This is a genomic window from Stenotrophomonas sp. CCNWLW57, assembly GCF_037203925.1.
GTDB lineage: Bacteria > Pseudomonadota > Gammaproteobacteria > Xanthomonadales > Xanthomonadaceae > Stenotrophomonas > Stenotrophomonas rhizophila_A.
The window spans coordinates 1-20699 of the sequence record NZ_JBBCBJ010000004.1 but is presented as its reverse complement, the minus strand read 5'-3'; the positions used below and the strand labels follow the sequence as shown (position 1 = coordinate 20699).

18 protein-coding genes are annotated in these 20699 nt (G+C 67.3%); 9 read left to right on the top strand and 9 right to left on the bottom strand.

Going from position 1 to position 20699, the window contains the following annotated elements:
• Window positions 1-126 precede the first annotated feature (126 nt).
• From V9K91_RS10460 to V9K91_RS10440, 5 genes are all read left to right on the top strand, one after another.
• On the top strand, window positions 127-1152 hold the full coding sequence (locus V9K91_RS10460) for a zinc-binding alcohol dehydrogenase family protein (RefSeq protein ID WP_095364528.1): 1026 nt from the start codon (window positions 127-129) through the stop codon (window positions 1150-1152).
• 100 nt (window positions 1153-1252) lie between these two features.
• On the top strand, window positions 1253-1864 hold the full coding sequence (locus V9K91_RS10455; RefSeq protein ID WP_068849513.1) for a hypothetical protein: 612 nt from the start codon (window positions 1253-1255) through the stop codon (window positions 1862-1864).
• Between the two features lie 61 nt (window positions 1865-1925).
• Window positions 1926-3959 carry an NADPH-dependent 2,4-dienoyl-CoA reductase gene (locus V9K91_RS10450; protein ID WP_095364527.1) on the top strand — a complete coding sequence of 678 codons (2034 nt, stop codon included), beginning with the start codon at window positions 1926-1928 and terminating at the stop codon, window positions 3957-3959.
• A gap of 290 nt (window positions 3960-4249) precedes the next feature.
• Window positions 4250-4708, top strand: coding sequence for a cell wall hydrolase (locus tag V9K91_RS10445; RefSeq protein WP_068849509.1), 459 nt, complete (start codon window positions 4250-4252; stop codon window positions 4706-4708).
• 89 nt (window positions 4709-4797) lie between these two features.
• A complete protein-coding gene (locus V9K91_RS10440; RefSeq protein ID WP_095364526.1) occupies window positions 4798-5409 on the top strand; it encodes a glutathione S-transferase N-terminal domain-containing protein in 612 nt (203 codons plus the stop codon).
• Between the two features lie 19 nt (window positions 5410-5428).
• On the opposite strand, the gene V9K91_RS10435 is transcribed toward V9K91_RS10440, so the two are convergent.
• From V9K91_RS10435 to V9K91_RS10420, 4 genes are all read right to left on the bottom strand, one after another.
• Window positions 5429-6475, bottom strand: a complete 1047-nt coding sequence (locus V9K91_RS10435) for a suppressor of fused domain protein (protein ID WP_336442942.1) — start codon at window positions 6473-6475, stop codon at window positions 5429-5431.
• An 81-nt stretch (window positions 6476-6556) separates the two neighbouring features.
• Window positions 6557-7051 carry a hypothetical protein gene (locus V9K91_RS10430; RefSeq protein WP_068849505.1) on the bottom strand — a complete coding sequence of 165 codons (495 nt, stop codon included), beginning with the start codon at window positions 7049-7051 and terminating at the stop codon, window positions 6557-6559.
• 223 nt (window positions 7052-7274) lie between these two features.
• Window positions 7275-9152, bottom strand: a complete 1878-nt coding sequence (gene prpE, locus V9K91_RS10425; RefSeq protein WP_336442923.1) for a propionate--CoA ligase — start codon at window positions 9150-9152, stop codon at window positions 7275-7277.
• 89 nt (window positions 9153-9241) lie between these two features.
• A complete protein-coding gene (locus V9K91_RS10420; protein ID WP_336442924.1) occupies window positions 9242-10306 on the bottom strand; it encodes an aldo/keto reductase in 1065 nt (354 codons plus the stop codon).
• 140 nt (window positions 10307-10446) lie between these two features.
• Here V9K91_RS10420 and V9K91_RS10415 point away from each other — a divergent pair, with 140 nt between their 5' ends.
• Window positions 10447-11328 (top strand): AraC family transcriptional regulator, encoded by an 882-nt coding sequence (locus V9K91_RS10415; protein ID WP_210131964.1) that lies wholly within the window; start codon window positions 10447-10449, stop codon window positions 11326-11328.
• A gap of 56 nt (window positions 11329-11384) precedes the next feature.
• Here the strand turns inward: V9K91_RS10415 and V9K91_RS10410 are convergent, their stop codons facing one another.
• Window positions 11385-12371, bottom strand: coding sequence for a malate dehydrogenase (locus V9K91_RS10410; protein ID WP_038690241.1), 987 nt, complete (start codon window positions 12369-12371; stop codon window positions 11385-11387).
• A gap of 114 nt (window positions 12372-12485) precedes the next feature.
• A complete protein-coding gene (locus V9K91_RS10405) occupies window positions 12486-12980 on the bottom strand; it encodes a peptidylprolyl isomerase (RefSeq protein ID WP_095364522.1) in 495 nt (164 codons plus the stop codon).
• A gap of 248 nt (window positions 12981-13228) precedes the next feature.
• On the opposite strand from V9K91_RS10405, the gene typA reads away from it, so the two are divergent.
• Genes typA through V9K91_RS10390 form a run of 3 tightly spaced genes read left to right on the top strand, consistent with a single transcriptional unit; the run spans window position 13229 to window position 17239 of the window.
• Entirely contained in the window at window positions 13229-15076 is a 1848-nt protein-coding gene (gene typA / locus V9K91_RS10400; RefSeq protein WP_093534588.1) for a translational GTPase TypA, read from the top strand.
• Window positions 15077-15086: 10 nt separating this feature from the next.
• On the top strand, window positions 15087-15572 hold the full coding sequence (locus V9K91_RS10395; protein ID WP_068849493.1) for a DUF2127 domain-containing protein: 486 nt from the start codon (window positions 15087-15089) through the stop codon (window positions 15570-15572).
• Window positions 15573-15628: 56 nt separating this feature from the next.
• Window positions 15629-17239, top strand: a complete 1611-nt coding sequence (locus V9K91_RS10390; protein ID WP_336442925.1) for an amidase — start codon at window positions 15629-15631, stop codon at window positions 17237-17239.
• Between the two features lie 62 nt (window positions 17240-17301).
• Here the strand turns inward: V9K91_RS10390 and V9K91_RS10385 are convergent, their stop codons facing one another.
• The 3 genes from V9K91_RS10385 to V9K91_RS10375 all read right to left on the bottom strand — a co-directional run bounded on the left by V9K91_RS10385 (window position 17302) and on the right by V9K91_RS10375 (window position 20457).
• Window positions 17302-18450 (bottom strand): mechanosensitive ion channel family protein, encoded by a 1149-nt coding sequence (locus tag V9K91_RS10385; RefSeq protein WP_184124912.1) that lies wholly within the window; start codon window positions 18448-18450, stop codon window positions 17302-17304.
• An 89-nt stretch (window positions 18451-18539) separates the two neighbouring features.
• Entirely contained in the window at window positions 18540-19913 is a 1374-nt protein-coding gene (locus V9K91_RS10380; RefSeq protein ID WP_068849487.1) for a 3-deoxy-7-phosphoheptulonate synthase class II, read from the bottom strand.
• A gap of 31 nt (window positions 19914-19944) precedes the next feature.
• Entirely contained in the window at window positions 19945-20457 is a 513-nt protein-coding gene (locus V9K91_RS10375) for a disulfide bond formation protein B (protein ID WP_068849485.1), read from the bottom strand.
• Window positions 20458-20699: the final 242 nt, after the last annotated feature.

The following is a 20699-nucleotide window of genomic DNA, read 5'->3' as shown; positions in this document are numbered from 1 at the left end:
CTTTCCCAGAGTTTTCAAAGGCTCGCCACAGTATTTGATGCAGTTTGTCGCAGGCCGGCGATTCAGCTCGCAAACAGGTTCAAAAGCGACCTTATGATGACGTTGTTCATCTCCACAGGAGCTGCCATGAAAGCCGTCGGCCTCTCTCGGTACCTGCCCATCGACCACGTCGATTCGCTTCTTGACCTCGCGTTACCTGAACCCGGCGCGCCCCAGGGGCATGACGTTCTGGTGCGCGTTCATGCCGTCTCAGTGAATCCGGTCGACACCAAGCAGCGCGCGCCGCGCGCCGGTGAGGTGTCGCCCCCGCGCGTCCTGGGATTTGACGCTTCAGGCACCGTTGAAGCCGTGGGTGCGCACGTGACCGCGTTCGCTCCGGGCGACGAGGTGTATTACGCCGGCGACGTAACGCGACCCGGCAGCAATGCGCAGTGGCAGTGGGTGGATGAGCGCCTGGTGGGACGCAAGCCGACCACGCTGGATTTCGCTGAAGCCGCAGCGCTGCCACTGACTGTATTGACCGCATGGGAACTGCTGTTCGAGCGCATGCCGCTGCATTTCGATGATCGCCGCCACGTTGGCCAGACCCTGCTGGTCATCGGCGGTGCAGGCGGTGTCGGTTCCATCGCGATTCAACTGGCACGCCATGCCGGCTTCACCGTGGTGGCCACCGCATCGCGTGACGACTCGGCTGAATGGTGTCGCCGGATGGGCGCCGACCATGTGGTCGATCACCGCCAGCCGCTGCCGGCGCAGCTGCAGGCACTGGGCATTGCGCAGGTGGAGGTGGCGCTGAACCTGGCCGACACCGACCACTACTGGGAGGTGCTGGGCGAGCTGCTGGCACCGCAGGGGCATGTCGGCCTCATCGTGGAGCCGCGTGGCCCGCTGCGCATCGGCGATCCCTACAAGGCCAAGTGCATCGGCATCCATTGGGAATTCATGTTCGCCCGATCGCGATTCCAGACCGCCGACATGGTGGAACAGCACCGCATCCTCAGCCGGGTGGCCAGCCTGGTCGATGCCGGTGAACTGCGCAGCACCGCGCACACCTCGTTGGGCAGCATCAATGCGGCCAACCTGCGCGAAGCCCATCGCCTGCTGGAAGGCGGCGGGGTCACCGGCAAGCTGGTGCTGTCCGGCTGGGAGTGAGCGTCGGCGCGCACGGTGTGTGCGCGCTTTCGCCTGCATCTGTATCTGTCGGCGCGACAGCGCGCGCCCTACAGTCAAACGCCCTGTCGATGACGCCGCCATGCCCACCTCCCTGCCCCTGCGCCTGCTGCAACTGCTGATCGGCCTGTTCCTGTACGGGATGGGCGCGGCGGTGATGATCCGCGCCGCAATCGGCGTGGCGCCCTGGGATGTGCTCTCCCAGGGCATCGCGCTGCAGACGCCGCTGTCGTTCGGCGTAGCCACCAACGTGATCGGAGCGCTGGTGCTGCTGCTGTGGTGGCCGATCCGGCAGAAGCCGGGACTGGGCACGGTGCTGAACGTGCTGCTGATCGGCCCCAGCGCGCAGTTCGGCCTGTGGCTGCTGCCGGAAGTGCACGGGCTGGTGTGGCAGGTGCCGATGTTTGCCCTGGGGCTGCTGCTGGTGGCAGTCGCCACCGGCCTCTACATCGGTGCCCGTTTCGGACCGGGCCCGCGCGATGGCCTGATGACCGGCCTGCATGCCCGCACCGGCTGGCCGATCTGGCTGGTGCGCAGCCTGATCGAGGGCACCGTGCTGGTCATCGGCTGGTACCTGGGCGGCAACGTCGGCCTGGGCACCCTCGCCTTCGCGCTACTGATCGGCCCCCTGTGCGGCTACACGCTGCCCCTGTTTGGCGTGCGCAGACCGGAGCCGGCGCCCGCCCTGCGCTGACCCTTGCGTGCAATGGCGATACGCGGCACCCTTCGCACCTACCGTACGCAAGCGTATCTTCATGTCGCCAGCCGCCGAAACTCCCGCCTACCCCCACCTGTTCGCCCCGCTCGACCTGGGCTTCACCACCCTGCGCAACCGCATCCTGATGGGGTCCATGCACACCGGGCTGGAGGACCGCGCGCGCGACTTCCCGCGGCTGGCCGCGTACTTCGCCGAACGCGCGGCGGGTGGGGTCGGGCTGATCGTCACCGGCGGCTATGCGCCCAACGTGGTGGGCTGGCTCAAGCCGTTCGGCGGCAAGCTGTCCTGGCCGTGGGAAGTGGGTCCGCACCGCCAGCTCACCGCGGCGGTGCACGGCCATGACGGCAAGATCTGCCTGCAGCTGCTGCACGCCGGCCGTTACGCCTACCACCCCCTGTCGGTGGCGCCGTCGAAGAAGAAGGCGCCGATCAATCCGTTCACCCCCCGCGCGCTGTCGGCACGCGGCGTGGAACGGCATATCGCCGATTACGCGCGCAGCGCGCGGCTGGCCCGCGAAGCCGGCTACGACGGTGTGGAGGTGATGGGCTCGGAGGGCTACCTGATCAACGAGTTCATCGCCCCGCGCACCAACCTGCGCGGCGATCGCTGGGGCGGCGACGCTACCCGGCGCATGCAGTTCGCGGTGGAGATCGTGCGCCGCATCCGCGAAGCGTGCGGCCCGGATTTCATCATCATCTACCGGTTGTCACTGGTCGACCTGGTGGAGGACGGCAGCAACTGGGATGAGATCGTGCAGCAGGCCAAGGCCATTGAAGCGGCCGGCGCCACCCTGATCAATTCGGGCATCGGCTGGCATGAAGCACGCGTGCCCACCATCGCCACCTCGGTGCCGCGCGCGGCGTTTGCCGGGGTCACCGCCAAGCTCAAGCCGCATGTACGCGTGCCGGTGATCGCTACCAACCGCATCAACATGCCCGACGTGGCCGAACACATCCTGGCCGGTGGCGGTGCGGACATGGTGTCGCTGGCGCGGCCGCTGCTGGCCGACCCGGAATGGGCCAACAAGGCGCGGGCCGGTCGTGCGCACGCGATCAACACCTGCATCGCCTGCAACCAGGCATGCCTGGACCACGTGTTCGAGAACAAGACCGCCAGCTGCCTGGTCAACCCGCGCGCGGTGCACGAAACCGAACTGGTCTACCGCCCCACCACGGCCCCGAAGAAGGTCGCGGTGGTCGGTGCCGGTCCGGCCGGCCTTGCCTGCGCCACGGTGGCCGCCGAACGCGGGCATGCGGTCACCCTGTTCGACGCCGGCAGCGAGATCGGCGGCCAGTTCAACGTGGCCAAGCGCATTCCCGGCAAGGAAGAATTCCACGAAACGCTGCGCTACTTCCGCCACAAACTGGACGAAACTGGCGTGAGCGTGAAGCTCGATACCGTGGCCGACGTCGCCACGCTGGCCGGCTTCGATGCGGTGGTGGTCGCCACCGGCATCACCCCGCGCCAGGTCGACTTCCCCGGCGCCGACCATCCCAAGGTGGTCAGCTATCTCGATGTGCTGCAGGGCAGGGTGGAGGTTGGCGCGGAAGCGGCGATCATCGGTGCCGGTGGCATCGGCTTCGACGTGGGCGAGTTCCTGGTGCACGAGGGCCCCTCCCCCGCGCTGGACCCGGCCCGCTGGATGGCCGAATGGGGCGTTGACCCGAACTTCGAGGCACGTGGCGCGCTGGCCCGGCCGCAGCCCGAGCCCCCCGCCCGCAAGGTCTGGCTGCTGCAGCGCAGCCCGGGCAAGCCCGGCGCACGGCTGGGCAAGACCACCGGCTGGATCCACCGCGCCACGCTCAAGGCCAAGGGCGTGAAGATGCTGGGCGGCGTGGAATACCTGGGCGTGGACGACGACGGCCTGCGCATCCGCATCGATGGCCAGGAACAGACCCTGCCGGTGAGCCACGTGGTGGTCTGCGCCGGCCAGGAACCGCGCCGCGACCTGCATGCCGCACTGCTGGCCGCAGGCGTGGATGCGCACCTGATCGGCGGTGCCGATGTGGCCGCGGAACTGGATGCAAAGCGCGCGATCAACCAGGGCAGCCGCCTGGCGGCAGCGCTGTAACCGGAGTGCCGGCCGCCGGCCGGCACTCCCTGAATGGGCGAAAACGGCCCCCTTCCGAACCTGAATGTCAAGCCTTTCGGTTCAGGATGCGTTGCGAAATCCCCCCCTATCGTGCGCCAACTTTCCCGCTCACCACCCAGTTCGAGTGAGCGCGCGGCCCCCACGTCTTTCGGGTGCCGCTCCCGGGCGGCCCCGATGGCCGCCTCCCCATGACGCCAAGTCGTACACCCCGCCCCATCCCGTTGATCGGATGGACAGCCAGGTGCGGCCCATACGGAGCAAGGAGATTTATGAAACTGGCCTGGATTCTCTGGCTGTCGCAGTTGTTGCCCCAGCCGGCCGCCGATTCGCTGTGCTTGAGCACGACCGTCTACCTCGAAGCGCGTGACCAGACCCTGCGCGGCCAGCAAGCCGTTGCGGAAGTGGCGCTGCGCCGGCTGGACAGCGGGCTGTGGGGCGATTCGATGTGCAAGGTGGTCACCGCACGCAAGCAGTTCGCACCGACCATCGTGGCGCCGGGCACCCAGCTGGGCAACACCGATGCATGGGAAGAAGCCATGACCGTGGCCTTTGATGCCGAGCGCAACTGGGCGCTGCCGGAAGGCGAGCGCAAGGAAATCGTGCCCGGTGCCAGCCACTTCGCCGCGCTGTCCATCGCCAGCCCCAGCTGGCGCAATGCCTACCAGGTGGCCACCATCGGCGACCACACGTTCTATCGCGTGCAGAAACTCAAGCCACGCGCGTCGTAACGATCTGTTACGGCCATACCGTTGAGGATGCGGGGCCGGCTCTGGAATAGTGGGCCGCTTACCTTTCCTGCATCCCGACGGAGTTCCCCATGAAGCTGTACAGCAAGCCCGGTGCCTGCTCCACCGCCGACCACATCGCCCTGCAGTGGACCGGCCAGCCGTTCGAGGTGGAACTGCTCGACAAGGACACCCTGAAGGCCCCGGCCTATCTTGCGATCAATCCGGCCGGTTCGGTGCCGACCATCGTCGACGGCAGCTTCGTGCTGACCCAGAACGCGGCCATCATGGGCTACATCGCCGACAGCTACCCGCAGGCCGGCCTGGGCGGCGACGGCAGCCCGCAGCAGCGCGCTGAAGCCAACCGCTGGCTGGCCTTCGTCAACTCGGACGTGCACCCGGCGTTCTCCCCGCTGTTCGCACCAGCCAAGTTCATCGCCGATGACAGCCAGTACGACGCGATCCGCGACGCCGCCCGCAAGCGCCTGCGCGGCCTGTTCGAGACCGCCAACCGCCAGCTGGCCGACAAGCCCTGGCTGGCCGGCTTCCGCAGCTACGCCGACGCCTACTTCTACATCACCCTGCGCTGGGCAGCCGGTGCCAAGGTCGACCTGAGCGGCCTGGACAACCTGGCTGCGTTCAAGACCCGGATGGAAGCCGACACCGGCGTGCGGGCCGCGCTGAAGGCCGAAGGCCTGCAATAAACAAAAGTGGTGCGCGCGATCAGCCGATCTCGCGCACCACATTGCCCTGCGCATCGCGCAGTGCGGTCGGCACCACTTCCACCACCAGCGCCGTACCCGGTACGGAATAGCGCCCGCGCCCAGGCTGCACCTGCTGCTCCAGCGCATCCAGGCCCTGCGCAGTCAGCGTGCAGCGCACGCCCTCCCCGTCCTTGGCGACAGCATCGCGGTCACCGGGGGCGAACACCCACTCGTGTTCGCGGCTGACGATGGTCAACGGATTGCCATGGCGCAGGCGCAGCGGCAGCAGTTCAAGCACATTGGGCACCTGCCCCGCACCCAGCACCAGCACGACCTGCTTGCCTTCTTCGCGCCAGGCCAGGGTCTCCACGAACAGGACTGCGGTACTGGACCCTTCGCGTTCGCTGCCTTCCTGCAGTTGCCGTACCAGCGCCGGGTCATCCAGCAGGCTGGCACGGTGCAGGTCGGTGATCCACAACGGCATGCGCGGCGCCAATGCCTGCAGCACCCCGTCGGTCGACCAGCGCTTGATCGCCGCCATCTCGTCGTCGCTCAGCCCGATCACCTGCAGGAACGCCAGTTCACCATTGGGCGTGGCCCGCGCCGGCAGCTGCGGATCGGGCATGAAGGCCAGGTGGCGCAGGCAGGTGTCGGTATCCAGCGCGATCGGACCGTTGGCATTCATGTGGTGCCCGGCCTCGAACACGTTGCCGCTGCCGAACACGTAGCGCGCCAGGTTCTGCAGCAGGTTCATCGGCCATGCCGGCGGGGTGTCATCGCCGCTGTCGATGGCCAGGCGGAAGGTGAGCTCGAAGCCGAAGCCGCTGCTGTCAGCGTCATCGCTCTGCTTGTCGTACAGCTCGGAGAAACCGTAGGTGACGTAATGCCAGTGCGGGCGCGGCAGCTCGGCACGGTACACGCTGATGCCATCGAGCGGATCGCGCCCACCCAGCGTGTACGGCAGCGCGGTGCCGTAATGGCGCGGCTCCTGGCCGGGGTACAGCGCGGCCAAGGCCGCGTTGATGGCGTCCCAGCCCGGGGTGCCGGCGTCGAGGCTGTTGTCGATGTGTTGTTCGTCCACGCGCTGCTCCTGGCGCCCCGGAAGGACGCCAATGTACGCCATCATCGCTGCGCCGTGCCGCTCTCCTCAGGCGGGCTGCGCATCGCTGTGCAGCAGCGCGCGGGTTTCCTCCAGCCAGCGGTTGGCCAACGCGGGACTCTTCGCCTTGGACACGGCGGCGGCCATCTCCGGCCACAGTTTTTCCAGGCTGGCCGCATCGGTACAGCGCTCGATCTTGAGCTGCATGAAGTAGCCCTTCAGGCCGAGATGCCTGCGGACCGATTCGCTCATCCAGTCATACAGCTGCTTGTACAGCACCGGGTCCTGTTCGCGACCGGAGGTCAGCGCCCGTGGCGCGGCTGGCGCCAGCGCACCACCGACCACTTCGATCAGGCCCATCTCCGCCAGCTGGGCCAGCGCGTCGTCCGGCGCGCGCAGCCCGGGCAGCATCGCGGTCAATTCGTTGTCATCGCGCTGACCATCAACCATCAGCAGAATGGAGCGCAACCCCGGCACCAGCCGGCGCGCGCGGTCTTCGATTTCCTGACGGCCAGCGGCCGTCTTGGCATGGATGTACGCCATGTGTTCCCCCTGTTACCTGGTCCCCCTGCACGCACGCTCCCCGGCGGTCACCGGAACCCGTACGCCCCCTTGCGGTCGTCCAGACAGCAGCCCGGGCCGCGCACGCCATCCCCGGCGTGCCGCGCATCGGACCCACAACGATCACCCCCGCAGCTTAACCGAGGTCCCGCGCGGCGGATAATGCACCGCAGCACGGGACACGGTCGCTGGACGTCGGAGGGAGTTACCGCCCCAGCGCCCGGCGGATCTCGTCCAGCGCGCCGGGGTCGTCCAGGGTGGACAGGTCGCCCGGGTCGCGGTGCTCGGCCAGGGCCTGCAGTGAACGGCGCAGCAGCTTGCCCGAGCGGGTCTTGGGCAGGGCGTTGACCAGGTGGATGTGCGCTGGGCGCGCGACCGCGCCGAGGGTTTCGGTCACGCGCTTCATCATCTCGGCCACCACAGCGCTGCCATCGCCGTCGACCGCCTGCTTGAGGGTGACGAAGACCAGCGGCACCTGGCCCTTGAGCTCGTCCTTGACCCCGATCACCGCCGCTTCGGCCACCAGCGGGTGCCCGGAGATGCACTCCTCGATCTCGCGCGTGCCCAGCCGGTGCCCGGCCACGTTGATCACATCGTCGGTGCGGCCAAGGATGAAGGTGTAGCCGTCTTCGTCGCGGATCGCCCAGTCCAGCGAGCTGTACAGCAGTTCCTTGAAGTGGCTGAAATAGCTCTGGATGAAACGGTCGTCGTCGTTCCAGACCGTGCTCATGCAGCCCGGCGGCAGCGGCGGCACCATCACCAGCACGCCCTTCTGCCCGGCCTGCACTTCGGCGCCGGTGTTCTCGTCGATCACCTTCATGCGGTAACCGAGGTTGGGGAAGCCCGGCGAACCGAAACGCACCGGCTTGAGGTCCACGCCCGGCAACAGGGTCAGCGCCGGCCAGCCGGTTTCGGTCTGCCAGTAGTTGTCGATGATCGGCTTGCCCAGCGCATCGTTGATCCAGTGCGCGGTCGGCTCGTCCAGTGGCTCGCCGGCAAGGAACACGTACCTGAGTGCATCGAGGTCATGGCGTCGGATGAAGTCGGCATCGTGCTTCTTCAGCACACGGATCGCGGTCGGCGACGAGAACAACGTGCGAACGCCGTACTGCTCGCACAGCGCCCACCAGATGCCCGGATCGGGATTGGTCGGCAGGCCTTCGTACAACAGCGAGGTGCAGCCGCCGATCAGAGGGCCGTAGACGTTGTAGGAGTGCCCCACCGCCCAGCCGACGTCCGAGGTGGAGAACATCACCTGGCCCGGCCTGCAGTCGAACACGGTTTCCATGGACTGCGCCATCGCCACCGCATAGCCGCCCACGTCGCGCTGCACACCCTTGGGCTTGCCGGTGGTGCCGGAGGTATACAGCAGGTAGCTGGGTTCGCTTGATTCCAACCAGACCACCGGCACGTCCTGGTCGCCGACTTCGTCGCGCAGGGTCGCGTAGTCGACGTCACGGCCCGGCACCTTCGGCTCGGCCGGGTCCAGCCCGCGCGAGACGATCAGCACGTGCGGCGGCGGCGACTGCGCTTCGGCGCAGGCCGCATCCACCATCGCCTTGTATGGAATCACCTTGCCGCCGCGCTTGCCGGCATCGGCGGCGATCAGCAGCTTGGGCGCGGCATCGTCGATGCGCAGCGCCAGGTTGTGCGCGGCAAACCCACCGAACACCACCGAGTGGATGGCGCCGATGCGGGCGCAGGCCAGCATGGCGAAGACCGCCTCGGCCATGTTCGGCATGTAGATCACCACGCGGTCGCCGCGCTGCACATCCAGCCGCTGCAGCACGGCGGCGAACGCATTCACTTCGCGGTACAGCTCGCGGTAGGTGATTTCGCGGGTGACGTTGGTCTCGGTGGAAATGGCCACCAGCGCCAGCTGGTCGGGGCGCTCGGCCAGGTGCCGGTCCACCGCGTTGTAGCAGAGGTTGGTCTGGCCACCCACGTACCAGCGCCGGAATGGCGGGTTGCTGTAATCCAGGATCTGCTGCGGCGGTACATGCCAGTAGATCCGGTGCGCTTCCTCGGCCCAGAACGCTTCGGGTTCCTCCACCGACCGACGGTAAACCTCTTCGTAACGCATGACAGCCCTCCCAGACAAAGTCATGGGATCGAGCATAGTCCGATGGCGGTGGACCGGCCGTCCGACCTTGGTCGTAGGCGGGCCCGGTGCTACCGGCTCCGGATCCGGCTTCCACCACTGATCAGCTGCTGCGCCATCGGCCGTGCGATGAAACGCGCGGGGAAGATCGGTGCCGGCGCGCTCGCCGCGTCCAGGCGTTGCAGCTGCGCATCACTGAACACGATGTCCAGCGCACCGATATTGGCCTGGAACTGCGCCAGGGTGCGCGCGCCCATGACCGGCGAGACCACGGCCGGATGCCGCAGCGTCCAGGCCAGGGCGACCTGCGAACGGCTGGCACCCAGCTCCCCGGCGATCGCGCCGACCACGTCGGCGATATCCAGGGCGCGCCCGGTAAGATGTCCGGTGGACGCGATCACGCCCTTGCGCGTGGGCGATACGTCGGCGGCATTGTCGTCGGTCAGATCCGCACGGCTGTACTTGCCGGTGAGCACCCCGCCGCCCAGCGGCGACCAGGGCAGCACGCCGAGACCGAGCGCTTCGGCCATCGGCATCAACTCGTGCTCGACGGTACGCTCGAGCAGGCTGTACTCGATCTGCAGCGCGACGAACGGCGACCAGCCGCGCAGGTCGGCCAGGGTCTGCATCTGCGCCACGCGCCATGCCGGCGTGTTGCAGATGCCCAGGTAAAGCACCTTGCCCGCGCGGACCAGATCGTCGAGCGCGCGCATCACCTCCTGCGGCGATGTCGTGAAGTCCCACGCGTGCAGGTACAGCAGGTCGACGCGATCGGTATCGAGCTGGCGCAGGCTGGTTTCCACGGAGCGCACCAGGTTGAGGCGGTGGTTGCCGCCGGCATTGGGATTGCCCGCCTCGCGCGCCATGGTGAACTTGGTGGCGAGCACGATGCGTTCGCGCATGGCCCTGATCAGCCGGCCGAGGATGCGTTCGGCGCTGCCGTTGGTGTAGTTCACGGCGGTGTCGATGAAGTTGCCGCCACGCTCGACATACGCATCGAAGATGCGCGCGGCCTCGGCGTCGTCGGCGCCCCAGCCCCAGTCGGCACCGAAGGTCATGGTGCCCAACGAGAGCGGCGACACGCGCAGGCCGGATCGTCCGAGCAGGCGGTAGTGATTGAGGGCGGTGGTGGTCATCGGCAGGGCCTCGCGCCAGGGAAGTGCCGGGAATCTTCCGGCGGCGGCTCCGGGAGGCGATAGCCTGTGCGTCCGGCAGGCTTGCACGATCGTCCATCTCCCACGCGCCCCGCGCCGGTCGGCCTGTACCATCCAACGGCATGGACCGACTCGCTGCCTTCGTTGCCCTGCTGGACCGCCACGCGCCGTCCGACGGCATGCATGCCGTCGCACTGCCGGGGGTCACGCTGATCCGTGCCGCATCGCCGACGCTGCCCATGCCGGTGATCTACGAACCCACCGTGTGCCTGGTTGGCCAGGGCGTCAAACAGGCGCACCTGGGCGCGACCTCGTACCGCTATGACCCGCAGCATTACCTGATCGCCTCGGTGGACCTGCCGGTGATGGGCTCGGTGATCCAGGCCAGTCCCGAACGGCCCTATCTGTGCCTGCAGTTGGATCTGGACATGGCCACGTTGTCCGAACTCGCCCTCGCCCACCCGGCCGCGCCGGCACCTGCGCCGGCGCCCGCCAGCGGGCTGTCGCTCAACCGCACCAGCCCGGAACTGCTGGATGCTGCAGTTCGCCTGCTGGCGCTGCTGGACGCACCGTCTGATATCGACGCGCTGGCGCCCCTGACCGTGCGCGAACTGCTGTACCGGCTGCTGCAGGGGCCCGGTGGCGGGATCCTGCGCCACATCGCGCAGGCCGACAGCCGGCTCAACCAGATCGCCCGCGCCATCGCGTGGATCAAGACGAATTTCCACCAGCCGTGCCGGATCGAACAGGTCGCCGAGGTGGCCGGCATGAGCCGCTCCAGTTTCCACCAGCACTTCAAGGCGATCACCACGCTGAGCCCGCTGGAGTTCCGCACCCGCCTGCGCCTGCAGGAGGCGCGCCGGTTGATGGTCGGCGATGCACTGGACGCGGCCAGCGCCGGCTTCCGCGTCGGCTACGAAAGCCCCTCGCAGTTCAGCCGCGACTACGTCCGCGTATTCGGCGCGCCGCCGGCGAAAGATGCAGGGCGGTTGCGCGCCGGGTAGCGGAAAAAAAAACGCCGGGCAAGCCCGGCGTTTTTCAATGCGTACCGACCAAGGGATCAACCCAGCAGGTGGGCCACGCCGCTGCGCTCTTCTTCCAGCTCGGCCAGGGTCTTGTCGATGTACTTCTGGCTGAAGTCGTCGACCGGCAGGTCCTTGACCAGGGTGTACTCACCGTTTTCGGTGGTCACCGCGAAGCCGAAGATCACGCCTTCCGGGATGCCGTAGGAGCCGTCAGACGGCACGCCCATGGTCACCCACTTGCCGTTGCTGCCCAGCACCCAGTCGCGCACGTGGTCGATGGCGGCATTGGCGGCCGAGGCAGCCGAGGACGAGCCACGGGCTTCGATGATCGCCGCGCCGCGCTTGCCCACGGTCGGAATGAAGGTACCGGCATTCCATTCCTGGTCGTTGATCGCATCGGCGACGGAGGCACCGTCGGCGGTGGCGAAACGGTAGTCCGGGTACATGGTCGGGCTGTGGTTGCCCCACACGACCAGCTTCTCGATGCCACCCACCGACTTGCCCAGCTTGGACGACAGCTGGCTCAGCGCACGGTTGTGGTCCAGGCGCAGCATGGCGGTGAAGTTGCGCGGGTTCAGGTCCGGCGCCGACTTCATGGCGATGTAGGCATTGGTGTTGGCCGGGTTGCCGACGACCAGCACCTTCACGTTGCGGCTGGCGACCTTGTTCAGCGCCGCGCCCTGCGCGGTGAAGATCTTGGCGTTTTCCAGCAGCAGGTCCTTGCGCTCCATGCCCGGGCCGCGCGGACGCGCGCCGACCAGCAGGGCGATGTCGGCATCCTTGAACGCCACTTCGGCGTCATCGGTGCCGACCATGCCGGCCAGCAGCGGGAACGCGCAGTCTTCCAGTTCCATCATCACGCCGCGCAGGGCGGCCTGGGCCTTGTCGACCGGCAGCTCGAGCAGCTGCAGGATGACCGGCTGGTCCTTGCCCAGCATTTCGCCGGAGGCGATGCGGAACAGCAGGGCGTAGCCGATCTGGCCGGCGGCGCCGGTCACGGCAACACGAACAGGTGCTTTCATGGGGATTTCCTCTGCTAAGAAGCTGTGTGGGAGTGGCCACCGGGCGGGGAGAGACCTGGCGGGGCGGCCGGAAATGCGCAACGGCCTCCCGCGAGGGAGGCCGTTGAAAGGGAATTACCTGGCCGGGATCAGCTTGTTCCACTCGGCCACGCGGTCGGCCTGGGCGGCCAGCACAGCGTCGGTGTCGCCTTCCAGGGTGATCGAATGGATCACGTCGCCCTGCTTGACCGAGTCCACGATGGCCTGGCCATCCAGCACCTGGCCGAACACGGTGTGCTTGCCGTCCAGCCAGTCGGTCTTGATGTGGGTGATGAAGAACTGGCTGCCGTTGGTGTTCGGGCCGGCATTGGCCATGGACAGCGAACCGACCTGGTGCTTCACGCCGTTCTTCTCGTCTTCGAACTTGTAGCCCGGGCCGCCGGTGCCCTGGCCCTTGGGGCAACCGCCCTGGATCATGAAATCGGGGATCACGCGGTGGAAGATCAGGCCGTCATAGAAGCCCTTCTGGACCAGGTTCACGAAGTTGGCGACGGTCAGCGGCGCCTTGTCGGCGAACAGCTCGACCTTGATCGGGCCCTGGGTGGTGTCGAAAGTGGCGATGAGGGACATGAGGATCCTTGATATTCGGGGGTTGTCGTCAGCCCATAAGGATACACCGGAGGGACGCGCGGAGCCCGCCTGACCATGGTCGAACCCACCCGGTAGCGCCGGCCGTTGGCCGGCCCTCAGGTACCCGTGTGCCCGCCAACGGCGGGCGCTACCTGAATGCGCCAAAGGTTGTTTTCGCGTTTGGCCATCAAAGCCGTATAATGATGGACTTCTTTTTCCAAATCCGGCGCCGACTGGCCCCCTTTCGCATGTCTATCGAAAATCTTCGCAACATCGCCATCGTCGCCCACGTCGACCACGGTAAGACCACCCTTGTGGACCAGCTGCTGAAGCAGTCCGGCACCCTCTCCGAGCGCACCGTGCTCGCCGAGCGCGTGATGGACAGCAACGACCAGGAAAAGGAGCGTGGCATCACGATCCTGGCCAAGAACACGGCCATCACCTGGGAAGACAAGCGCACCGGCGTCAAGAACCGCATCAACATCGTCGACACCCCCGGACACGCCGACTTCGGCGGTGAAGTGGAGCGCGTGCTGTCGATGGTGGACACCGTGCTGATCCTGGTCGACGCCATGGACGGCCCGATGCCGCAGACCCGCTTCGTCACCCAGAAGGCCTTCGCGATGGGCTTCAAGCCGATCGTGGTGGTCAACAAGGTCGACCGCCCGGGCTCGCGTCCGGATTGGGTGATCGACCAGGTCTTCGACCTGTTCGACAAGCTCGGCGCCACCAATGAACAGCTCGACTTCCCGATCGTCTACGCCTCGGCCCTGAACGGCTACGCCGGCCTGGAAGACAGCGTGCGCGATGGCGACATGACCCCGCTGTACGAAGCGATCATGCAGCACGCGCCGAAGCCGGAAGTGGACCCGGAAGGTCCGTTCCAGATGCGCATCAGCCAGCTGGACTACAACAACTTCGTGGGCGTGATCGGCATCGGCCGCATCCAGCGCGGCACCCTGAAGAAGAACATGCAGGTCGCGGTGATCGACCGTGAAGGCAAGAAGCGCAACGGCAAGGTTGCCCAGGTGCTGGGCTTCCTGGGCCTGGAGCGCATCGAGCAGGACACCGCCGAAGCCGGTGACATCGTCGCCATCTCGGGCATCCCGGAGCTGACCATCTCCGACACCCTGTGCCACCCGGACACCCCGGAAGCACTGCCGGCGCTGACCGTCGACGAGCCGACCATCTCGATGACCTTCCAGGTCAACAACTCGCCGTTCGCCGGCAACAAGGACCTGTCCGGTGGCAAGTTCCTGACCAGCCGCCAGATCAAGGACCGCCTGGACCGCGAACAGGTCCACAACGTGGCCCTGAAGGTGGAACAGCTGGAAGACGCCGACAAGTTCCTGGTCTCCGGCCGTGGCGAACTGCACCTGTCGGTGCTGATCGAAAACATGCGCCGTGAAGGCTACGAGCTGGCCGTGTCGCGCCCGGAAGTGATCATCAAGCAGATCGACGGCCAGGCCATGGAGCCGATCGAACAGCTGGTGGTGGACATCGAAGAACAGCACCAGGGCGGCGTCATGGAAAAGCTGGGCACCCGCAAGGGCCAGCTGAAGAACATGGAACCGGACGGCAAGGGCCGTGTGCGCCTGGAATACCAGATCCCGGCCCGTGGCCTGATCGGCTTCCAGAACGAGTTCAAGACCCTGACCCAGGGTTCGGGCCTGCTGTTCCACGTGTTCGACCATTACGGCCCGAAGGAACAGGGCGCCATCGCAAAGCGCCAGAACGGCGTGATGATCGCCAACGCGCCGGGCGCCACCCCCGCCTACTCGCTGGGGCCGCTGCAGGAGCGTGGCAAGCTGTTCGCTGCTGAAGGCGACAACGTGTATGAAGGCCAGCTGGTCGGTATCCACTCCAAGGACAACGACCTGACCGTCAACGCGATCAAGACCAAGCCGCTGACCAACATGCGCGCTTCGGGCAAGGACGATGCGATCCAGCTGACCCCGGCCATCAAGTACTCGCTGGAACAGGCCCTGGACTTCATCGAAGACGACGAGCTGGTCGAGATCACCCCGAAGGAAATCCGCCTTCGCAAGAAGGGGCTGACCGAAAGCGACCGCAAGAAGGCTTCGCGCGGCGGCTGATCGGACCCTCGTGACCGACACGGCCTACAACCCGGATCCTCACAAGCATCCGGGGCTTCACCTGATCGCCTTGCTGGAAGCCAGCAAGGCGGTCCTGGCGCTGTTGGCGGCGACCGGGCTGGAAGTGCTTGGCCCGCAGCCACTGCGTGATGGGGTCAATGCCCTGATCCGGCGTTTCAGCCTGGACCCGGATCACGGCACCCTGCCCTCGCTGCTCAACATGATCAGCCCCGATGCCGTCCACCTGGCCGCTGCGGCCATGGTTGCCTACGGCATCCTGCATCTCTTCGAGGCCTGGGGCCTCTGGCGTGCCAAAGCCTGGGCATCCTGGCTGGGCTGCGTCACCGCCGGCATCTACCTGCCGTTCGACATTTTCGCGATCATCCGCCACCCGGGCTGGGCCTCGTGGTCGGTGCTGGTGATCAACCTCATCGTGGTCGGCGTCCTCGCCCGCGACATCCGCAAGCGTCACGGCCAGGCCCAACCGCCGGCGTGAGTTGCCAAGCGTGCGAAGCGCTGGTTAGCCTGAGCGCTGGTTCCGGGGATACACAGATGCGCGCGCCACTGACATCGCTCGTGTTGGCCATCGCACTGCTGGCAGGCTGCTCGCCCTCGCCCGTGCCCTTGTTCAACCAGGCCCATGCCGCCGGGTCCGCGGCCCCACGCGATACGCCGTTCGCCTACGCCGAAACCGATATCACCCAGTTGCAGGCGGCGATGGCCGCCGGCGAGCTGGACAGCGTCACCCTGACCCGCGCCTACCTGGAACGGATCGCCCGGCTCGACCGCGCCGGCCCGCGCCTCAACGCCGTGCTGGAGCTCAATCCGGATGCCCTGAAGGAAGCGGCGGCACTGGATGCCGAACGCCGCCGCGGGCAGCTGCGCGGCCCCCTGCACGGCATTCCGCTGCTGCTCAAGGACAACATCGGGGCGCGCCCGATGGGCACCAGTGCCGGCTCGCTGGCACTGGCCGGCTTCCGCCCCGACGATGCGTTCCTGGTCACCCGGCTGCGCGCGGCCGGCGCGCTGATCCTGGGCAAGACCAATCTCAGCGAATGGGCGAACTTCCGTTCCAGCCAGTCGATTTCCGGCTGGAGCGCGCGCGGCGGCCAGACCCGGAATCCCTACCGGCTCAGCCACAACCCGTGCGGCTCCAGCAGCGGCAGCGCGGTGGCGGTGGCGGCCAACCTGGCGGCCGCCGCGGTGGGTACCGAGACCGACGGCAGCATCGTCTGCCCGGCTGCGGTGAACGGCGTGGTCGGGCTCAAGCCCACGGTGGGGCTGGTCAGCCGCGATGGCATCGTGCCGATTTCCTTCAGCCAGGACACCGCCGGCCCGATCACCCGCAGCGTGGCCGATGCCGCCGCCCTGTTGACGGCGATGGCCGGCCGCGACGACGCCGACCCGGCCACGGCGACCATGCCCGGGCGTGCGGTGTACGACTACACCGCACGGCTGAATCCGGACGGCCTGCGCGGCGCCCGGATCGGCGTCCTGCACGGCCCGCTGGACCAGCAGCCCGGGGTCGCTCCCGCCCTGCAGCACGCGATCGGCGTGCTGCGCGATGCCGGCGCCGTGGTGGTACCGGTGCAGCTGCCTACCGACGGGCAGTGGGAAGACGCCGAACGCCTGGTGCTGCTGCACGAGTTCAAAGCCGGCATGCAGCGCTACCTGACCCGCCACCAGGCCCCCGTGCGCGACCTGGACGCGATCATCGCCTTCAACCGCACCCATGCCGACAAGGAGCTGGTGCTGTTCGGGCAGGACCTGATGGAGACAGCCGCGCAGGCCGGCGGCCTGGGCAGCCCCGAGTACATCGCTGCACGCACCCAGGCGCGCCGCCTGGCCGGCCCCGAGGGGATCGACGCGGTGCTCAAGGCCGAGCGCCTGGACGCACTGGTGGCGCCCACCACGGGCACCGCGTGGCCGATCCGTACCGGCCACGGCGATGACTTCCCCGGCGGCAGCTACAGCGCCGCCGCCGTGGCCGGCTACCCGAGCCTGACCGTGCCGATGGCGCATGTGAACGGACTACCGTTGGGGCTGCTGTTCATGGGCACGGCCTGGAGCGAGCCGAAACTGATCGAGCTGGCGTACGACTATGAGCAGCGCACCCGGGCCCGGCGTCCGCCGCGGTTCGGGACGCAGGCGTTGTTGCCGTAAGTCGGCTGCGGTCCGGCCAACGGCCGGGGCTACGAATTTTTACGGGCCCATTGAGATCGGGATCAACCCACCGTGGGGTCTTCGACCGGGACCACCGCCGGGGGGCCGTCCTCGGCGCCGGGTGAGCGCACGTCGTCGGCGGGCTGCGAGCGCGGGGTGCGCGTCGGTGGATCGGGGCGCTCGAGGAGTTCGGCGCGGGTGCGTGGCAGCGCCTGCGGATGTTCACGGGCGAGGAAGTCGAGCATGCGTTCGCGCACGATGCAGCGCAGGTCGAAGGCATCGCCGGAATTGCGCGCACTGACCAGCAGGCGCACCTGCAGGGTGTGATCGGTGGTTTCCGTCACCTGGGTGACGCAGACGCGGCCATCCCACAACGCTTCGCCCTTGCAGATGCGCTCGAGCTCGGTGCGGATCGCCGCGATCGGCGCCCGATAGTCCAGCCACAGGAACGCGGTGCCGAGCAGGTCGGCGCTGCGCCGGGTCCAGTTCTGGAATGGATTCTCGATGAACCAGGTCAACGGCACCACCATGCGCCGCTCGTCCCAGATCCGCACCACCACGTAGCTGCTGCCGATCTCTTCCACCCGGCCCCATTCGCCTTCGACGATCACCACGTCATCGAGGCGGATCGGCTGGGTCAGCGCGATCTGCAGGCCGGCGATCAGGTTGCCGAACACCGGCTTGGCGGCGATGCCGGCGACCAGGCCGATGATGCCGGCCGAGGCCAGCAGCGCGGTGCCGATCTGGCGCACCATCGGGAAGGTCAGCAGCACCATCGAGGCGCCGACCAGGATGATGGCGCCCATCAGCACGCGGCTGAGCACGCGGGTCTGGGTCTGGATGCGGCGGGCGGCCAGGTTGTCGGCCACTTCCATCGGGTGGTCACGCAGGATCGCCTGCTCGCCGGCAGCCACCGCGCGCACCAGCAGCCAGATGAAGCACGCCGTCAACCCGATATGCAGCAGCCGCAGCGACTGGTCCAGCCAGCGCCCGTCCAGCGGGGTGGCTTCCAGTGCGGGAATCAGCACCAGCATCGGCAGCGCGAACGCCAGCGGCCGGCTGATCACGCGCGCGATGCGCGCACGGCGGTAGTCGCGCCCCTTGAGGCGGCGGGTCAGCAACATCAGTGCCCACCATCCGGTGAGACCGATCGCCAGCGCGATCCCGATCGGCCAGAGATATGCGGCGGCCGTCTGCCAATCCACGTGCATGCACGCTCCCGTGTTGATCACAAAGGAGCTCTAGCGTGCCAAACACGACATGACCGTAGCGTAGAGCTACGCCCTAAATTGTTACGCGGTCAGCCGCCCTGCTTGCGCACGATGGCCATGGCGATCTCGAGCGACTGTTCGTAGTTCAGGCGCGGATCCACCGAGGACCGGTAGGCACGCTCCAGGTCGCGCTCGGTGAGCTCGCGCGCGCCCCCGGTGCACTCGGTGACATCCTCCCCGGTCAGCTCCAGGTGCACGCCGCCCAGCCGCGTACCGGCGGCTGCGTGCAGGTCGAAGGACAGCTCCACTTCACTGCGCACGTTGTCGAAGCGTCGGGTCTTGTAGCCGTTGCTGGTGCTTTCGGTGTTGCCATGCATGGCATCGCACACCCACAGCACGCGGCGACCATCGCGCTTGACGGCCTCCAGCAGCGGCGGCAGCTTCCCGGCGATCTGCGCCGCCCCCATGCGATGGATGAAACTCAGGCGGCCGGGTTCGTCTTCGGGATTGAGCACGTCGATCAGGCGCAGCAGCTGGTCGGGCTGCACGGACGGGCCGACCTTGATGGCAATGGGGTTGCGCACGCCGCGCAGGTACTCCACGTGGGCGCCATCGAGGGCGGCGGTGCGCATGCCGATCCACGGGTAATGCGTGCTCAGGTTGAGCCAGCCATGCTGGCGCGGCACCTGGCGGGTGAGCGCCTGCTCATAGGGCAGCAGCAGCGCTTCGTGCGAGGTATAGAAGTCGATCCGGTTGAGGTTGTACACCTGGGCGCCGGACAGGGTTTCCATGAAGCGCACGGCATCACCGATGGAGGAGACCATCTTCTGGTAGTCGGTGGCCAGCGGCGAATGCCGCACCCACTCCAGGTTCCAGTACTCGGGATGGTGCAGGTCGGCGAAGCCACCATCGATCAGCGCACGCACGAAGTTCATGGTCATGGCCGAATGCGCGTGGGCCTGCAGCATCCTGCGCGGATCGGGCAGGCGCGCGGCTTCGGTGAACTCGGGCGCGTTGATCACATCACCCCGGTAGCTGGGCAGGGTCACGCCATCGCGGGTCTCGGTATCGGCCGAACGCGGCTTTGCATATTGCCCGGCAAACCGGCCGACGCGGATCACCGGCTTGCGCATGCCGTGCACGAGCACCAGGCTCATCTGCAGGAGCACCTTGAGCCGGTTGGAGATGGTGGTGGATTCGCAGTCGCTGAAGTTCTCCGCGCAATCGCCGCCCTGCAGCAGGAAACGCTTGCCTTCCTGGGCCTCGGCGAGCTGCTGCTTGAGCGAGAGGATCTCCCAGGAGGTCACCAGCGGCGGCAGCCGCTTGAGCTCATGCAAGGACGCATCCAGCGCCACCGGATCGGGATACGTCGGCATCTGCAGCGCGGGCCGGCCGCGCCAGCTCTCCGGCGACCAGTCGGTCGGCAGCGAAGCGGAAGGGGTGGCACGGTCGGAGGCAGTCATCGGAATATCCAGTAAACCAGCAGAAGAAAGATCAGTAGCGACGGGCAGGACGACGGAACGACACCACCAGCGCCCACAGGCCCAGCACGGTGAACCACACCAGGCTCCACATGGGCATGGTCAGCCCCAGGAACTGCCAGTCGATGTTGCCGCAGTTGCCGGTACCGGTGAGCACGGTACGGAACACTTCGAACGGCCCCATGGTCTCGCTCAGGAACGACAGCGGCGGCCCACAGCTCGAGCCCATGTCCTGGGGCAGCAGCTGCACGTACACGTGGCGCCCGGCAATGCCGATGCCCACGGCGGCGGCAATGAAGGCCAGCACGCCATAGGTGATGCGCCCGGGCCGATCCCGCGGGCCATGCAGCGCACCGATCAGGAACAACAACCCCAGCGCGGCGAACGCGATGCGCTGGAAGATGCACAGCGGGCACGGTTCCAGCCCCATCTTCAGCTGCAGGAAGATCGCATAGCCCAGCAGGCCAGCACACACCAGGAACCCCAGCAGGAACTGGGCGCGGTAATTCCAGCGCAATGGATTCATTGCCAACACTCTTGTTAGTCCAGACGCCAAGATTAACAGGGAGCTGTGCGGTGTAGGCTGCGGCCGTTTGCCGTACATCGGCTTAGTCGGACACATGGTGTGTTTCAGCTTGTGCGCGAACAGCTGCACAGCTGCAGGAGTCCACTGCCCGGCCGCGCCGGGTGCGGGTTTGCGGGGGGCGCCGTGAACCCGTCCTTGGGGGCTCTTACCAAACATCCATGTTTGGTAAAGCCCCCGCAAAC

What these genes read in the sequence shown, in the direction of transcription:
- V9K91_RS10460 (WP_095364528.1), top strand. Translation starts at nt 127, where the DNA reads ATGAAAGCCGTCGGCCTCTCTCGGTACCTGCCCATCGACCACGTCGAT.
- V9K91_RS10455 (WP_068849513.1), top strand. Translation starts at nt 1,253, where the DNA reads ATGCCCACCTCCCTGCCCCTGCGCCTGCTGCAACTGCTGATCGGCCTG.
- V9K91_RS10450 (WP_095364527.1), top strand. Translation starts at nt 1,926, where the DNA reads ATGTCGCCAGCCGCCGAAACTCCCGCCTACCCCCACCTGTTCGCCCCG.
- V9K91_RS10445 (WP_068849509.1), top strand. Translation starts at nt 4,250, where the DNA reads ATGAAACTGGCCTGGATTCTCTGGCTGTCGCAGTTGTTGCCCCAGCCG.
- V9K91_RS10440 (WP_095364526.1), top strand. Translation starts at nt 4,798, where the DNA reads ATGAAGCTGTACAGCAAGCCCGGTGCCTGCTCCACCGCCGACCACATC.
- V9K91_RS10430 (WP_068849505.1), bottom strand. Translation starts at nt 7,051, where the DNA reads ATGGCGTACATCCATGCCAAGACGGCCGCTGGCCGTCAGGAAATCGAA.
- prpE (WP_336442923.1), bottom strand. Translation starts at nt 9,152, where the DNA reads ATGCGTTACGAAGAGGTTTACCGTCGGTCGGTGGAGGAACCCGAAGCG.
- V9K91_RS10420 (WP_336442924.1), bottom strand. Translation starts at nt 10,306, where the DNA reads ATGACCACCACCGCCCTCAATCACTACCGCCTGCTCGGACGATCCGGC.
- V9K91_RS10415 (WP_210131964.1), top strand. Translation starts at nt 10,447, where the DNA reads ATGGACCGACTCGCTGCCTTCGTTGCCCTGCTGGACCGCCACGCGCCG.
- V9K91_RS10410 (WP_038690241.1), bottom strand. Translation starts at nt 12,371, where the DNA reads ATGAAAGCACCTGTTCGTGTTGCCGTGACCGGCGCCGCCGGCCAGATC.
- V9K91_RS10405 (WP_095364522.1), bottom strand. Translation starts at nt 12,980, where the DNA reads ATGTCCCTCATCGCCACTTTCGACACCACCCAGGGCCCGATCAAGGTC.
- typA (WP_093534588.1), top strand. Translation starts at nt 13,229, where the DNA reads ATGTCTATCGAAAATCTTCGCAACATCGCCATCGTCGCCCACGTCGAC.
- V9K91_RS10390 (WP_336442925.1), top strand. Translation starts at nt 15,629, where the DNA reads ATGCGCGCGCCACTGACATCGCTCGTGTTGGCCATCGCACTGCTGGCA.
- V9K91_RS10385 (WP_184124912.1), bottom strand. Translation starts at nt 18,450, where the DNA reads ATGCACGTGGATTGGCAGACGGCCGCCGCATATCTCTGGCCGATCGGG.
- V9K91_RS10380 (WP_068849487.1), bottom strand. Translation starts at nt 19,913, where the DNA reads ATGACTGCCTCCGACCGTGCCACCCCTTCCGCTTCGCTGCCGACCGAC.
- V9K91_RS10375 (WP_068849485.1), bottom strand. Translation starts at nt 20,457, where the DNA reads ATGAATCCATTGCGCTGGAATTACCGCGCCCAGTTCCTGCTGGGGTTC.